This is a genomic window from Streptomyces sp. NPDC058157 (genome assembly GCF_042884105.1).
Classification (GTDB): domain Bacteria; phylum Actinomycetota; class Actinomycetes; order Streptomycetales; family Streptomycetaceae; genus Streptomyces.
In genome coordinates, this window is sequence record NZ_JBHVUQ010000182.1 from 1 (window position 1) to 14,499 (window position 14,499).

10 protein-coding genes are annotated in these 14,499 nt (G+C 76.0%); 4 read left to right on the forward strand and 6 right to left on the reverse strand.

Annotation, left to right across the window (positions count from 1 at the left end; all coding sequences use genetic code 11):
- The first annotated feature begins 119 nt into the window (after positions 1 to 119).
- Positions 120 to 1,046: a peptidoglycan recognition protein gene (locus ACFVXK_RS30900; RefSeq protein WP_389618042.1), complete on the forward strand. Its 927-nt coding sequence runs from the start codon at positions 120 to 122 to the stop codon at positions 1,044 to 1,046.
- Positions 1,047 to 1,053: 7 nt separating this feature from the next.
- Here the strand turns inward: ACFVXK_RS30900 and ACFVXK_RS30905 are convergent, their stop codons facing one another.
- The 4 genes from ACFVXK_RS30905 to ACFVXK_RS30920 form a co-directional block, all read right to left on the reverse strand.
- Entirely contained in the window at positions 1,054 to 1,722 is a 669-nt protein-coding gene (locus ACFVXK_RS30905; RefSeq protein WP_389618045.1) for a DUF2278 family protein, read from the reverse strand.
- A gap of 44 nt (positions 1,723 to 1,766) precedes the next feature.
- Positions 1,767 to 3,287, reverse strand: coding sequence for an alpha/beta hydrolase (locus ACFVXK_RS30910; RefSeq protein ID WP_389618048.1), 1,521 nt, complete (start codon positions 3,285 to 3,287; stop codon positions 1,767 to 1,769).
- A gap of 63 nt (positions 3,288 to 3,350) precedes the next feature.
- Positions 3,351 to 6,563, reverse strand: a complete 3,213-nt coding sequence (locus ACFVXK_RS30915; RefSeq protein ID WP_389618051.1) for an amidohydrolase family protein — start codon at positions 6,561 to 6,563, stop codon at positions 3,351 to 3,353.
- 150 nt (positions 6,564 to 6,713) lie between these two features.
- A complete protein-coding gene (locus tag ACFVXK_RS30920) occupies positions 6,714 to 8,183 on the reverse strand; it encodes a multicopper oxidase family protein (protein ID WP_389618054.1) in 1,470 nt (489 codons plus the stop codon).
- Positions 8,184 to 8,480: 297 nt separating this feature from the next.
- Between ACFVXK_RS30920 and ACFVXK_RS30925 the strand changes: the two genes are divergently transcribed.
- From ACFVXK_RS30925 to ACFVXK_RS30935, 3 genes are all read left to right on the forward strand, one after another.
- Complete coding sequence (locus tag ACFVXK_RS30925; RefSeq protein ID WP_389618068.1) at positions 8,481 to 10,385, forward strand: choice-of-anchor R domain-containing protein; 1,905 nt, start codon at positions 8,481 to 8,483, stop codon at positions 10,383 to 10,385.
- 33 nt (positions 10,386 to 10,418) lie between these two features.
- Positions 10,419 to 10,997 carry a TetR/AcrR family transcriptional regulator gene (locus tag ACFVXK_RS30930; protein ID WP_389618057.1) on the forward strand — a complete coding sequence of 193 codons (579 nt, stop codon included), beginning with the start codon at positions 10,419 to 10,421 and terminating at the stop codon, positions 10,995 to 10,997.
- Between the two features lie 79 nt (positions 10,998 to 11,076).
- Entirely contained in the window at positions 11,077 to 11,862 is a 786-nt protein-coding gene (locus ACFVXK_RS30935; protein ID WP_389618060.1) for an SDR family oxidoreductase, read from the forward strand.
- 75 nt (positions 11,863 to 11,937) lie between these two features.
- On the opposite strand, the gene ACFVXK_RS30940 is transcribed toward ACFVXK_RS30935, so the two are convergent.
- Positions 11,938 to 12,192, reverse strand: a complete 255-nt coding sequence (locus ACFVXK_RS30940) for a hypothetical protein (RefSeq protein WP_389618062.1) — start codon at positions 12,190 to 12,192, stop codon at positions 11,938 to 11,940.
- Positions 12,193 to 12,289: 97 nt separating this feature from the next.
- Positions 12,290 to 14,347, reverse strand: coding sequence for a histidine kinase (locus ACFVXK_RS30945; RefSeq protein WP_389618065.1), 2,058 nt, complete (start codon positions 14,345 to 14,347; stop codon positions 12,290 to 12,292).
- Between the last annotated feature and the right edge of the window lie 152 nt (positions 14,348 to 14,499).

A 14,499-nucleotide genomic window follows, 5' to 3' on the forward strand; every position in this document is an offset into this window, starting at 1 on the left:
CCACGGCCGCGACCGGGGACCAGCCCCCCGCCCCTCCCCCCCCCGCCCCCCGGGCCCTCACCCGCCCCCCACCCCCCGCGGCCCCCCGCCGGAGGACCGCGCGCACCCCGGACTTCAGCATGCTGGCCGTCACCGGACCGGCGGGCCGGCCCCCCGCCCCCGCCGGGTACCGGGTCAGGACCAGGTCCCGCTCCTCCGGCGCCTGGTCCCCCTGGACCGTGCTGGAGCCCGGGGAGCCCTGGTGGGCCGGGCCCTCCGCCGGGGTCGAGGTACGGGCCGCCGGCGCCGACGCCGCCCTGGAGCCCGGAGTGCGCCTGGACCTGGTCGACCCCGGCGCCGGCCCCTCGGCCCGGCCCCGTGCCGGCGCCCCGGCGGCCGGGCCCGTGACGGCCGTGTACGAGGGGGCCGGGGCCCTCACGCGCCGTCCGGACGTCGTGTCCCGCGCCGACTGGGGCGCGGCGCCGGGCGACGGCGGCCCGGTGGTGTACGGCCGGGAGGTCGAGGCCGTGTTCGTCCACCACACCGCCCAGACCAACGCCTACGACTGCGCCGACTCCCCCGCGATCGTGCGCGGGCTCCAGGCCCTCCACGAGCGGGTCAACGGCTGGAAGGACCTCGGCTACAACTACGTGGTCGACAAGTGCGGGACGGTCTTCGAGGGCCGGGCGGGCGGCTCCGGCCGGCCCGTCACCGGCGCGCACACCCTCGGCTTCAACACCGACACCCTGGGCGTCGCCGTGATCGGCCGCTACACGGACGAGGAGGCCCCGGACGCCGCCGTCGAGGCCGTCGCCCGGCTCGCGGGCTGGGCCCTGCGCCGGTACGGGCACGACCCGTCCGGCACGGTGACCCTGACCTCCTCCGTCGGCAACGGCCGCTTCCGGCGCGGTGAGCGGGTGACCGTGGAGCGGATCTCCGGCCACCGCGACGCGTTCGCCACCGAATGCCCCGGGACCGCCCTGTACGGGCAGTTGCCCGCGCTGCGCCGGCTGGCCGCGGACCCCTTCGCGGGGCTGCTCCCCGGCATCGGGGAACTGCCCGCCTGACCGTCCGTCAGGGGCCCGTCACGGGGCGGCCGTCGGCGTCGGTGTGGTCCGCCTGGCCGGAGAACCTGCTCAGGAAGACGTCGTACCGGCCGTCCGGGCGCCGGGTGAGGACGGCCCCGTCCTGCCAGGTGCCGTTCTCGGGCCACCACCGGCTGCCGGCGGGGGCGCCCTGGTTCTGGTGGACGTCGCGCATCCCCAGGCCCTGGTCGACGGGCGCGCCGAAGACCAGCACCTCACGGCCGGGCACCAGGACGGACTCCAGGGCCTCGGCGGCGTCGAGGGGGGAGCCCGCGACCCACGGGCGCGGCGGGTGCAGCCGGTCCCGGAGGCCCTGGAGCCAGGCGGGCGGACGGCTGCGGAACAGGCGGGCCCGGCGGTCCGCGAGGGCCGGGTGGCGCTGGAGGTCGAGGGCGCCGGAGCCGCGCGACATGGAGAGCTCGTGGTAGCCGGGGCCCATGGCCGGCACCGGCTCCAGGATCGAGGCGGCCAGGACGAACACCTTCCACCGGACGCCGCCTGCGGACGGTGGGCCGGCCACGTCGACGGCGCACCGGTAGCGCCCGGCGGGCGCGTCGACCTCGAGGTGGACGCGGGACCGGCTGCCCGTGCTGCCGGGCCGGTCGCGGAAGTGGCGGTGCAGCGTCCCTGACAGCACGCCGTAGGAGTCGAGCGGCATGCGGCCAGTCAACCACCGTCCCCCGCGCCGGGCCGGAACCGGGGTCAGTTCGGGCAGTCGGTGTCCCGGGCGGGGCGGGCCCCGGTGGTCAGGAAGCGGGTGACGGCGCGGTCCCCGCAGGCGTTGCCGTTGCCGAGGTACATGCCGTGTCCGCCGTGCTCCACCGTGACCATGACGGCCCGGTCGCCCAGGGCCCGGCGCATCTTCAGGCTCTCGGAGTGCGGGGTGGAGGGGTCCCTGCGGCTCTGGATCATGAGGACGTTCGACGGGCCGCGGTCGGTGATCCGGGTCGGCGGCGTGGTGGGCGGGGTCTTCCAGAAGGAGCAGGGGGTGACGTTGACGGGCATGCCGGCCGTCAGGGGGTGCCGGGTGCGGTCCTCGTCCACGGCCCGCTGCTGGTCGGCGGCGGGCAGCAGGGGCCAGGCGACGTCGTTGCAGATGACCGCGACCGTCAGCGCGGCGTCCTGGTCGCGCAGGGGCCGGGCCAGTTCGGGCGGGAGCGCGGGGGTGGCCCCCGGGTCCCGCAGCGCGAGGAGGAGCCGGGCGAGGCCGGGGAAGGCGGCGTCCGAGTAGAGGGCGTTCTGCAGGGCCTGGCGCAGGCCGTTGCCGGTCAGGGGCACCCCCTCCGTGGTGGACGGGCGCGGGTCCCGGTCCAGGGCCGCGGCGAGGGAGAGCACCAGGGGCTCCACCTCCTCGGGGCGCGCGGCCAGGCGCAGGCCCTCGCCGTCCCGGTCGGGGTGGGCGGCCCAGGCGGCGAAGTCGGGGAAGCGGTCGTCGGCGCCCTTGCCCATGTTGGCGAGCCAGCCCCGGGCGACCCGCGCCGGGTCGGGGTCGCCGCTGCTGTCGAGGACCCAGCGGTCGGTGCGGCCGGGGTAGGTCTGGGCGTACACGGCGCCCACGTAGGTGCCGTACGAGACGCCCCAGGCGGAGAGCTTGCGCTCGCCCAGGGCCTCGCGGAGCCGGTCCATGTCGCGGACCTCGTTGGCGGTGGTGAGGCTGCGCAGGACGGGTCCGCCGTTCGCGGCGCAGGCCTCGGCGACGCGCCGGGAGCGGTCGAGGTTGCCGGTGACGCCGCCGTCCGCGCCGGGCCAGGAGCGCAGGGCGGTGAGGTAGCGGTCCTCGGGGGCGAGGCCGCAGCTCGCGGTGGTGCTGCCGCCGACGCCGCGGGGGTCGAAGGCGACGAGGTCGTAGGCGCCGCCGAGCTCCTTCTGGAGGGCGGCGCCCTTCTGGGTCAGGCGCTGGACTCCGGAGCCGCCGGGGCCGCCGGGGATGACGACGAGGGTGCCCCGGCGGGCCGCGGGGCGGTCGCTGCGGACGCGGGAGACGGCCACGCTGACGTGCGGGCCGGACGGGTCGGCGTAGTCGAGGGGGACGGGGAGGTCGGCGCACTCCTGGGTGGCGGGGCCGCCGGGCTGGGCGCAGGGGTGCCAGTCGAGGCGGGGTACGGAGGCGCGGGGGCCGCCGGCCGCCGCCGGGGCCGCGGAGGCGGCGGGTGCGGCGGCCGCGGTCAGGGCGGTCGCGGTGGCGAGGGCGAGCAGGAGGGCCTGGGTGCGGTGCGTCGTCATGGGGCAAGCCTCGCCGTTCCCGGGCCGGGCCCCCATCCGGCGGCCCGGTGATCGCCCGTGGGGTTAACCCCCGTACCGGGAGGGGGTGTTGCAGCAGGCGTCGCGCTGCATCTGGTGCCGGACGGGGTGCCAGGCGGCCGGGGCGGCCGCGGTGGCCGCCGGGGCGGGGGCGGGGAAGGCGGCTTCCAGCGCGGCGCGTTCGTGGAGGGTGCCGGCGCGCAGGACCGCGCGGACGCGGACCAGGTCGTCGAAGTCGGTGAAGGGGTCTCCGTCGACGAGGGTGAGGTCGGCGTACTTGCCGGGTTCGACCGTGCCGAGGCGGTCGTCGGCGCCGAAGACGCGGGCCGGGGTGCGGGTGGCGGTGGTGAGGGCCTCGGCCGGGGACAGGCCGTAGCGGTGCAGGGCCCGCAGGGCGAGGTGGAGGTGGAGGCCGACGGGGGTGAGGGGGGCGTCGGTGCCCAGGGCGACCCGGCCGCCGCCGGCCAGGACGGCGCGGTAGACGCCGACTTCCCGTTCCAGGGCGTCGAGTTGTTCGGGGGTGGGCGGCTGGGTGGCCGCGGCCTTGAGGGCGGCGGCGTCCCAGGGGGGCATCAGGGCGGTGACGCGTGCGTCGGCGACGAGGGAGGGGTCGGCTCCGATGAGGGGGAAGGCCGTGAAGGGGGTGGCGATCAGGTCGAAGCGGCCGCGGGTGTACACCTCCAGGGTGTCCGCCTCGGTGTGGCCGCCGGGGGTGGCTCCGTGGCCGTACTCGGCGCGTTCGGTGGCGATCAGATGGGTGGTGAGGTCCTGGCCGGACTGGATGCCGGGGGCGCACAGGTGGGAGCCGGACAGGACGCCGAGCCGTTCGTGGGCGAAGCGGGCGGCCTCCTCCATGGCCGCGTAGGGGGCGCGGACGTAGGTCTTGACGAAGTCCCAGTCCAGGGCGGCGGCGCGGGCCAGGGAGCGGGTGAAGCCCTCGGCGGTGCGGTGGGCGCGGCCCATGCTGTAGGCGACGCGGGAGCCGTCGAGGAGTTCCCCGCCGGCCAGCAGCCGGGGCGCGGCGAGCAGGCCGGCCCGGATGTCCTCGCGGAGCCGGGCCTGTTCGTAGGCGGAGCCGCCGAGGGAGACGGCGGTGGTGACCCCGTAGGCGAGGTGGAGGACGCCCTGGCGGGCCCCGTAGGTGTACGGGTACGGGTGGACGTGGGCGTCCCACAGGCCGGGCAGGACGGTGCCCCGCGAGGCGTCGACGCTGCGGGCGGCGCGGCGGCCGGGGCGGTGGGGTTCGACGGCGGTGACGCGGCCGTCGCTGACGAGGACGTCGACGTCGGCGCGGGGCGGGGTGCCGGTGCCGTCCCACAGCAGTCCGGCGTGGACGACGGTGTCGACGGGCGCGGGGCGGCGGTGGGTGAGGGCGACGGGGACGGTGCGCGGGGCTCCGGCGGGCCGGCCGTCGGCGTCGAGGGGCAGCAGGCGCAGCCGGCCCGCGGACTGGTAGAGCAGGGTGCGGGAGTCCCCGGACCACGAGGGGTGGTCGGCGCTCTCGTCGGTGAGGCGGCGGGCCGCTCCGGTGGGGGTGCCGTCGGGGGTGACGGGCAGCAGCCACACGGCGGACTCGGCGACGCAGGCCAGGAAGCGGCCGTCGGGGGACCAGACGGGTCCGGAGGCGTAGCGGTCGGAGAGCGAGGCGTGCGGGGCGAGGGCGTGCAGGCGGGCGGCGCCGGTGGCGGTGTCGACGATCCGGATCAGGTTGTAGCCCTCGCGGAAGCGGCGGCTGAGCCGGTTGCGGTCGCAGAGGGCGAGGTGGCGGCCGTCGGGCGACCAGCTGGGCGGGCTGGGCAGTCCGCCGCCGCCGAGGGCGGTGACGAGGGGGGTTTCCGTACCGGTGGCGAGGTCGCGGACGGAGAGCCGGCCGGAGAGGTCGAGGGCGGCGAGGCGGGTGCCGTCCGGGGAGAGGGAGCCGTAGACCCGGCCGGGCGGGGACAGGACGCTCTCCCGGCCGTCGGCGAGCTCCCGGCGGCGGACGGTGTTGAGCCCGTCGCGGTCGTCGGTGTAGAGCAGGGCCCGGCCGTCCGGGCTCCACACCGGGTTCTGGGGGTAGGCGGTGGTCTTCGCCTGGAGGATCCGGCGCGGGGCTCCCCCGGTGACGTCCGCGGTCCACAGGGCGCCGAGGGCGGCGAAGGCCACGCTGCGGCCGTCGGGTGAGAGGGCCGGCAGGTGGATCCCGCGGACGGGCAGGGGACGTTCGGCCTCCAGGACGTACTCCTTGACCCGGTGGCGGGGGCGGGCGACCTCCAGGGTGGCGTCGAGGGGGATCTCCTCGCCGGTGCGGTCGCGGTGGGGGCGTACGGCGCGGAAGCGCCCGTCGAGGGTGACCAGCAGCCGGTCCTCGCCGAGCCAGCGCGGGGGCGCCGGGGCGAGGTCGCCGTCGAGCGGGACGGGCCGGCCGTCGGCGTAGAGGGTCAGGTGCTCGGCCTTGCGGGGGCCGGGGGTGGCGCAGAGCCAGGCGGTGCGCCCGGCCGGGGAGAGGGCGGGGGCCAGCAGGCTGCCTTCGGTGGCGGTGTGCTCGGTGCGTACGGGGCCGCTGCCGTCGGCGGCCGCGGAGGCGAGGGTGCGGCCGGTGAGGGCCTCCCCTACGGGTGTCGCGCGGACGAACAGCACGCGGGAGCCGTCGGGGGTGAAGACGGGGTCGAAGTCCTCCCAGGCGCCGCCCTGTTCCGGCCCGTCCTGGCCGGGCACGCCGGTCAGGCGGCGCAGGCCCCCGTCGCCGAGGGCCACGGTCCAGATCCGGTAGGGGCTGCCCGCCACGGGGTCGCCGCCGCGCTCGGAGCAGAAGGCGAGGGTGCGGCCGTCGGGCGACCAGGCGGGGGCGCGGTGGTCGAAGGGGCCGTCGGTGAGCCGGCGCAGTCCGGTGCCGTCGGCGCGCATCACCCAGATGTGGAAGTTCCCGCCGCGGTAGGCGCACAGGGCGACCCGGCCGCCGTCCGGGGAGAGGACGGGGCGGCCGGGTTCCAGGTCGGGCGGGGTGAGCCGGGTGGCCGGTGAGCCGTCCCGCGGCAGCGACCACAGGACGCCCTGGACCTCGGCGATGACGCGGTCCAGGGCGGGGGTGGCGGTGGCGGCGCCGTTGGTCGTCCGGGTGAACCGCAGCCGCACCGTGTCGGCCGGCTGCGCCGGGGCCGGGCCGGGGGCGGGGGCGGGGACGGGGGCCGGGGCCGCCTCGGCCGGGGGGTGTCCGAGAAGCGCCGCCAGCGCTCCCGCCGGAGCCGCCCCCAGTACCGTCCTGCGCGTGATCCGCATGGCGAAGACCCCTCCCGTCCCCCGGGCCCGCCCGCCGGTCCCGTCGGACGGTCGAACGACCTGGACCCCGCCCGGGCAACGGGCCCGGACACGGGCTCACCCCGGCGGGCCCATCGGCCGCCGGGGTGAGGATACGCAGGGGGGACGGGGTCAGGAGATGCGCATATTGGCCATCATGCCCATCGCGCCGTGGTCGAACAGGTGGCAGTGGTACACGTAGGTGCCGCGGTAGCCGGTGAAGGTGGCCTGGAGCTTGACGGTCTCGCCCGGCTTGAGCGGGACGGTGTCCTTGAGGCCGGTCTCGGGGCCGGAGGTGACCGGCTGGCCGTTGCGCTCCAGCACCCGGAACTGGACCAGGTGCATGTGGAAGTTGTGCGGGGCGATCTTGTTGCTGTTGTGCACGGTCCAGATCTCGGTGGCGCCGTAGGCGATCTCGGTGTCGATCCGGTCCATGTCGTACGTCTTGCCGTTGATGTACGCGCTGCCGCCGGGGGCCTCGTCCATGCGCATGTCGAAGTCGCGGTTGACGGTGGCCGTGCCCAGCTCGGGGAGGGTGCGCAGCCGCTCGGGGACGGAGCTGTGGTCGGGGGCGGTGCGGGTGACGCGGAACTGGAGCACCTTGCCCACGACGTCCGAGGACTCGAAGGGGGCGATGTCCTTGTTGCGGAGCTCGATGACCGTGCCGACGGGGTAGCGGGAGAAGTCGATGACCACGTCGGCGCGCTCGCCGGGGCTGATCTTGACGACGTTCGTGCGGTACGGGGCCGGCAGCAGGCCGCCGTCGGTGCCGATCTGCACGAGCTCGGAGTCGTCGGCCAGCGAGAGGTCGAAGAAGCGCTGGTTGGAGGTGTTGGTGAGGCGGAAGCGGTACTTGCGGGAGGCCACCTCGAAGTACGGCCAGGCCTTGCCGTTGGCGAGGACCACGTTGCGCTTCATGAAGTCGCCCATGGCGTAGACCAGTTCGCCGCTCTCCAGGAAGCGCGCGTCGCGCAGCGAGATCGGCACGTCGTACTGGCCGGCGGGCAGGGGCAGCCGGCGCTCGACGTCGTCGGTCAGGATGTACGTGCCCGTCATGCCGCGGAAGACGTTCTCCGACTCCATGTGGTGGGCGTGGTCGTGGAACCACAGGTTCGCGTGCGGCTGGGTGTTGGGGTACGTGTACGTCTTGGTGCCGCCGCCGGCCGGGATGAGGTCCATCGGCGAGCCGTCGCTGTCCTGGGGGACGTGGGCGCCGTGGAGGTGGATCGAGGTGGGGACCGCCAGGTTGTTGGTCTGCTTGATCACCACGCGGCGGTTGGACTCCGCCTTGATGACCGGGCCGGGGAAGGAGCCGTTGAAGGTGCGCAGCGGGGTCTTCAGCCCCGGCACGATCTCCTTCGTGGCCTCCTTGAGGGTCATCCGGTAGTAGCTGGTGGTGCTGGTGGAGAAGTAGGGCGAGAGGACCGGAGGCAGCGGCATCTTCTGCGTGAACTTGGCTATGCCGGCCGCGTCGAGCTCGGCCGCGGCGGCGCGGGCGGGCTCCTTCGCGGTGGCGTTCACGACGGGCAGCAGCATGCCGCCGGTGCCGACGATGCTGGTGGCCGCGACGCCTGCCTTGAGTGCGGTCCGTCGAGTGATCACTGTTCCCCCGGTGGGTACTGGCCCGGCGCCTGGCGTGCCGGTCGGACTGGTGGGCGTACTGGTGTGCGGTGGTGGACGAGGAGAGAGTGCGCGACGGCGGTGGTGTACCGCTGGTGCGGCTGTGGAGGACCGGTGAAGGGGTGCGTCCGAACGGGGGACTTCACGGCATGTCCCGCGCGTGGTGCGCGCGCACGGGTCCAACGTGGCGGCCGGGCCGGAGATATTGGATGAATAGCGCCGTCCACGCGCGCTCTGCCAGGCTTTTTGACGGTTCGTCACTGTGGAGGCAATTTCGTGATGATGCGCACCGGTTCCGTTCTGGCGGCCACCGCCCTGCTCACGACTCTGCTGCACGCGGCGGACGGCGCGGCCGTCGCGACCGCCGCGGGCGGGCCCCCCGCCCAGGCCCGGCGGGCGGCCCCGGACCGGCAGGCCGGGCACGCTGCGGCGCTGGCCGGGATCGGGGCCGGGAGCGCCGCAGCCCAGGAGTTCACCACCGCGGCCGGCCGGCTGGACCGGGTGAGCCTGTACCTGAACGGCTCGGCCGCGGCCGGCCGGGTGCGGGTGCAGGTCCGTGCCGTGCGGGACGACCCGGGGTCCGCCGTCGCGGACGCCGCCGTCGACCTGGCGTCCCTCGGCGGGCCGGGCGCGGGCTGGGTGGAGGTGCCGCTGTCGGCGTCCGTACGGCCGGGCACCCGCTACTGGCTGTTCGCGCAGGCCACCACGGCCGACGGCAAGCCGGTGGTCTGGCACGGCACGCGCGGGGACACGGCGGGGGCCCCGGCCGGCTCCCTGTACGACGGGGGCGGCTGGCGGGAGGACGGGGGGCGGTTCGCGTTCTACGTGAACCCGTCGGGCACGGAGCGGTGCGGGGAGGTGGAGGCCTGTTACGTCCCCGCCTCCCTGAAGCCCGCCCGCACGGCGGGGCTGCTCGCCGACGGGGGCGGGGCGGTGGAGGCGGTCGACCCGGCCTTCGCCGTCGGCGCCCGCTACGTGCCGGGCAGCAACGTGCTGGAGCTGCCGTCCGGGCGGTGGCGGTACCTGCCGGCGGGCGCGTCGAAGTCCCGGGTGGTCGGCGCGGACGATCCGGGGGCCCTCGCGCAGATCGCCGCGTCCCGGCGCTGGCTGGACTCGGGCACGGTCCCGGGCGGTTCGGGGCCCCGGCGCGAGGCCGCCGAGCGGGCGCTGCTGTCGATGCGGGCGCTGCTGCGGCCCAACGGGGCCTTCGCCGCGGCCTGGTACCCGTTCTGGGACTTCTCCTGGCCCCGGGACTCCGCCTTCGCCGCGGCCGCGTTCGCGCACACGGGCCATGACGAGGAGGCGTACCGGATCCTGCGCCACAACGCCGGGACCCAGCGGCCGGACGGCACCTGGGAGGCCCGCACCCGCCTCGACGGGTCGGGGCCGCCCGACGCCCGGCCGTGGCAGCTGGACGCCGACGGGTGGGTCCCCTGGGCCGCCTGGCAGTGGTACCGGACGGCGCCGGAGGCGGGCCGGGCGGAGCGGCTGCGTGCCCTGTACCCGGCGCTGGCGAAGGCGGCCGACTTCGCCGCCGGTTCGCTGGACGCCCAGGGGCTGCCGCCGGCCTCCCCCGACTACTGGGAGCTGCCCACCACGACCGCGAACATCGGCACCGCGGCACCGCTGCTGGCCGGGCTGAACGCCGCCTCGGACCTCGCCCGGGAACTGGGCCGGGACGCCGACGCCGGGCGCTGGGCGCAGGCCGCAGGCCGGCTGGAGGCGGGCATCGCGAAGCGGTTCGCCCCGCTCGGCTACGGGCGCACGGCGGACGGGCTGCACGGGCGCGACAGCGCGGCGGCGTTTATGGCGCCCCCGTTCAACACGGCGCCGGCGGACCTGCCCCGGGCGCTCGACGACACCTTCCGGGAGCTGCGGCGGCCCAACGGCGGGCTGGTGCCGGGCAGCGACCCCGACACCCGGTGGGGGGACGTCACCTGGACGGCGAGCACCTCGTTCTTCGCCCTGGCCTGGTCCTCCTCGGGCGAACGCGCCAAGGGCGGGGCGGTGCTCGACTGGGTGCTGGAACGGCGCAACCTGCTGGGCGAGCTGCCGGAGACGGTCGACGCGCAGGGGCAGCCGAAGGCCGTCGTCCCGCTGGGCTGGACGGACGCCCTGGTGCTGCTGACCCTCGGCGCGCAGGAGGGCAGGGGGGCGCAGACGCCCCCGAAGGCCCGTAGTTGACCCGAGGGTACAGAATGATGTTGAATCACGATCATGGGAAGGCCGAAGCAGTTCGATCCCGAAGCCGCCGTCGAGCGGGCCATGCAGGTGTTCTGGCGGCAGGGTTACGCCGCCACCACCCCGCAGGACCTGGTCGACGCGCTCGGCATCGGCAAGGGCAGCCTGTACCACGCCTTCGGCAGCAAGCACGCCCTGTTCGAGCTGGCCCTGCGCCGCTACCGCGACAGCCAGGCGGTGGCCGTGATCGAACTGCTGGGCGGGGACGGCCCCGTGAAGGACCGACTGCGGGCCGCCCTGCGGATGCTCGTGGAGATGGACCTGACCGATCCGGACCGGCGCGGCTGCATGGCGGTGAACACCGCCGCCGAACTGGCCGGGGCCGACGAGGTGGCCGCCGAACTCGTGCGGCGGATGTTCGACCGGACGGAGGAGGCCCTGCGGGCGCTGGTCGAGGAGGGCCGGCGCTCCGGGGAGATCTCACCGGAGCGGGACGCCCGCGCGGTCGGCAGCATGCTGCTCAGCACGGCGATCGGACTGCGGCTGCTGGCGCGCGTCGCCGAAGGCCCCGAGCGCCTCTCCCTGGTGGTCGAGGCCACCGTCGACTCGCTCTGACCCCCTCGGACCCGCCCCCGGACGGGGCGGGATCCCGCATGCCCATGTTTTGTACCTGTAGCTCAAGAACTGGGGAACCATGAAGCTCGGACTGCACGACAAGACCGCCATCGTCACCGGCGCGAGCCGCGGCATAGGCCTCGCCACGGTACGGCTGCTGGTGGAGGAGGGCGTGCGCGTCGTCGGCGCCGCCCGCACGGTCACGCCGGAACTCGCCGCCTCCGGCGCCCTCGGGGTCGCCGCCGACCTGGCCACCCCCGCCGGGGTGGCGGCCCTCGCGAACGCCGCGCACGCCGAACTGGGCGCGGTCGACCTGCTCGTGAACAACGTGGGCGGCGGCGACCCGGAGGGCGGGCTCACCGGGTTCCTGGACAGCGACGACGCCCAGTGGGCGCGCTACCTGGACCTCAACCTGATGAGCGCGGTGCGCCTGACCCGCGCCGTCCTGCCCGGACTGGCCGAACGCCGGGGCGCCGTCGTCAACGTCTCCTCCGTCTGCGCCCGCCTGCCCGCGACCGGGCCGGTGGCCTACAGCGCGGCCAAGGCGGCGCTGGGCGCGGTGACCAAGTCGCTCGCCGAGGAGTTCGGGCCGCTGGGGGTGCGCGTGAACACCGTCTCCCCCGGTCCGACCCGCACGGCCGTCTGGGAGGACCCCGCGGACTTCGGCGGGCTCGTGGCCGAAGCCGCCGGGGTCGAGCACTCCGTCCTCCTGGAACGCCTCCCGGCGGACTTCGGCCTCACCACCGGCCGGCTGACCGAGGCGCGGGAGGTGGCGTCGGTGATCGTCTTCCTGCTGTCCGGCGCCGCCGGCAACGTCACGGGCGCCGACTACGTCGTCGACGGCGGGATGGTCAAGACGGTCTGACCGGCGGGCCCGCGCGCGAGGGCCGGGGCCCGGGACGGGTGTCCCGGGCCCCGGCGCGATGGGGCGGCCTCCCGGTCAGGAGGAGTAGTACAGCCACCACTTGTAGTGCTCGTAGGAGCAGTGCCAGCTCTTGTAGTGGCCCGACCGGCCGGCCGATTCACAGGATCCCCTGCTGGAGTAGGGGCCCTTCTTCCCGGACGACCGGTGGTCGACGACCGCGGCGGCCGAGGAGGCCTCGTGCTGCGGGGCCGCCAGGGCCACCGGGCCGGAGAGGATCACTCCCGCGGCCACGAGTGCGACCGGTGCGATACGAGCGAGCTTCGCGTTCATGAGGGGTACCTTCTTTCCTGTTGCTCCGGGCCCTTTCGGCTCCGGACCATCAACGTACGGACGCCCGGGTCCCGGGCACATGGTCCCCGGGTCCCGCTCAGGTCCCGGCCGTCCGCGGGAGCACGGCCCTGACGACGGTCCCGGAGTCCGAGCTGACCAGGGCGAAGGTGCCGCCGAGCTCCTCGGCGCGCTCGGCCATGGAGCGCAGGCCGACCCCGCCGTCGCCGCGGCCGCCGTCGGGAAGGCCGGCTCCGTCGTCGCGCACCTCGACCGTCACCGCCTCGCGGGTCAGCACCACCTCGGCGTGCGCGTGGCCGGCCCGGGCGTGGCGGACCACGTTGTTCAGCGCCTCCGCCGCGATCCGGTACAGGGCCACCTCCACCGCGGCCGGCAGTCCGGGGAAGGGCTCGGGGGCGAGGCTGACGGTGATGCGCAGGGTGCGGCCCAGGTGTTCGGCCAGCTGGCGCAGGGCGCGCGGCAGGTCGGCCCCGTCCAGGGCCGCGGGGGCCAGGCCGCCGGTGATGCGGCGCAGTTCGTCGATGGCCCGCCCGATGCCCTCGGAGACGGTGGCCAGGGAGGCGTTGGCCCGGCCGCCCGGCGGTATGGCCGTACGGGCCGCGTCCACCTGGAGCCGCAGCCCGGACAGGGCCGGTCCCAGGCCGTCGTGGAGGTCGTGGCGCAGCCTGCGCCGTTCCTCCTCGCGGGCCAGGACGATCTGTTCGCGGCTGGACTGGAGGTCCTCGTACAGCTGGAGGGAGGCGACGGCGGGTGCGCTGTGGCCGGCCAGGATCCGGACGGCCTCGCGGTCCTGCTGGTCCAGGGCGAGTTCCCCGGCGCGGGGCGGGACGTACAGGTGGCCGATGGCGTTGCCCCGGTGGACCAGCGGGAAGGCCTCGTCCAGGACGCCGGGCGTGCCCAGCCGGACCAGTTCGCGGTCGCCGCGGCGGGTGTGGACCACCAGCCGGGCGGCCGGCAGCCGGAGGGTGTGCACGACGGTGTCGCACAGCACCCGGGGCATCTCGCCCGGATCGAGGGCCCGGCCCAGCCGGTCGGCGAGGGCGCGCACGGCCTGGTAGGGCTGGGCGCGTTCACCGTAGTAGTAGCGGTCGACGAGCCGGGCGGACCAGCGGGCGGTGGGCCGCAGCAGGGCCCCCACCAGGAGGGTGAGGCAGGCCATCAGCCCGGCCTCGGGGCTCAGGGAGCCGGGGGCGAAGTAGTCGAGGACGAAGGCGCCGCCCGCGTAGGCCATGAAGAAGGTGAAGGTGAGGACGAAGGCCGTCAGGATCCGCCGCCCCGCGCGGTCCAGGGCCCAGGTCCGGTCCCGGACGTGGACGTAGCCCACGGTCGCGGGCCAGGAGGCCGCGGCGAGGTAGACGAGGACCACCTCGAAGCCCATCGGGGGGTCGCCGTACTCGGTGAGGCCGATCACCACGAGCCACAGGACGTACGGGACGGCCAGGATCGCGTACGGGCGCTCGGCCTTCGGCGCGCGGGGCCAGCGCACGAGCATGATCAGGACGCCGGCGCCCGCGATGACCGGCGGGACCCAGCGGGCCGCGGTGTCCATCCACGGGGTCAGCATCCCCTCCATGCCGGCCCAGGGGGCGTCGGCGAGGGGGCTGGGGACCCCGTAGTAGACGAAGCCCGGGCGGGTGAAGGCGTGGTACTGCTGGAGGGCGCTGAAGACGGCGGTGAACGTCACGTACGGCGGGCCCCAGCCCCGGGGGAAGCGGCCGGTGGGCAGCCACAGCGGCATGGGGTAGACGATGCTGTTGATCAGCGTGAAGGCGACCATCACCAGGACGAACACGGCGGTGAGCACGCCCGGCCCGGCGCCCCGGACGACGGCGATCAGCGGCACCACCTGGGCGAGGGTCAGCAGGCAGCCGGAGCAGAGCATCAGCGCGCCCAGGAGGCGGGCGGTGCGGCGGGCGGCGAAGACCATGCCGGTCAGGGCGATGCCCAGGCCCACGAGGACGTGGTCGGCTGCCAGGTGGAGGCGGAGGTCCCGCAGGGCGGGGTGGCCCAGGTGGGTGAGGGTGACCACGCCCCAGGTGACCGCGGAGATCATGGTGAGGACGCAGACCGTGTACGCGGGCAGCATCTCCGGCCCCGACCGGGGGGTGCTCGTCGTGGTCCGGTCCGCTGTGCGCATGCCGGCCTCCTGGGCCGCTCGGTGCGTTGGTTTCCAGTCTGGTGGGCCCCCGGTCCCGGGCGCATGGGGCGGGGGTCCCGGGCCGCCGGGCCCGGGTCCCGGCCGGGCCGCCCGGTGCGGGCCGCCCGGTGCGGGCGCGGTCAGGCCGGGTC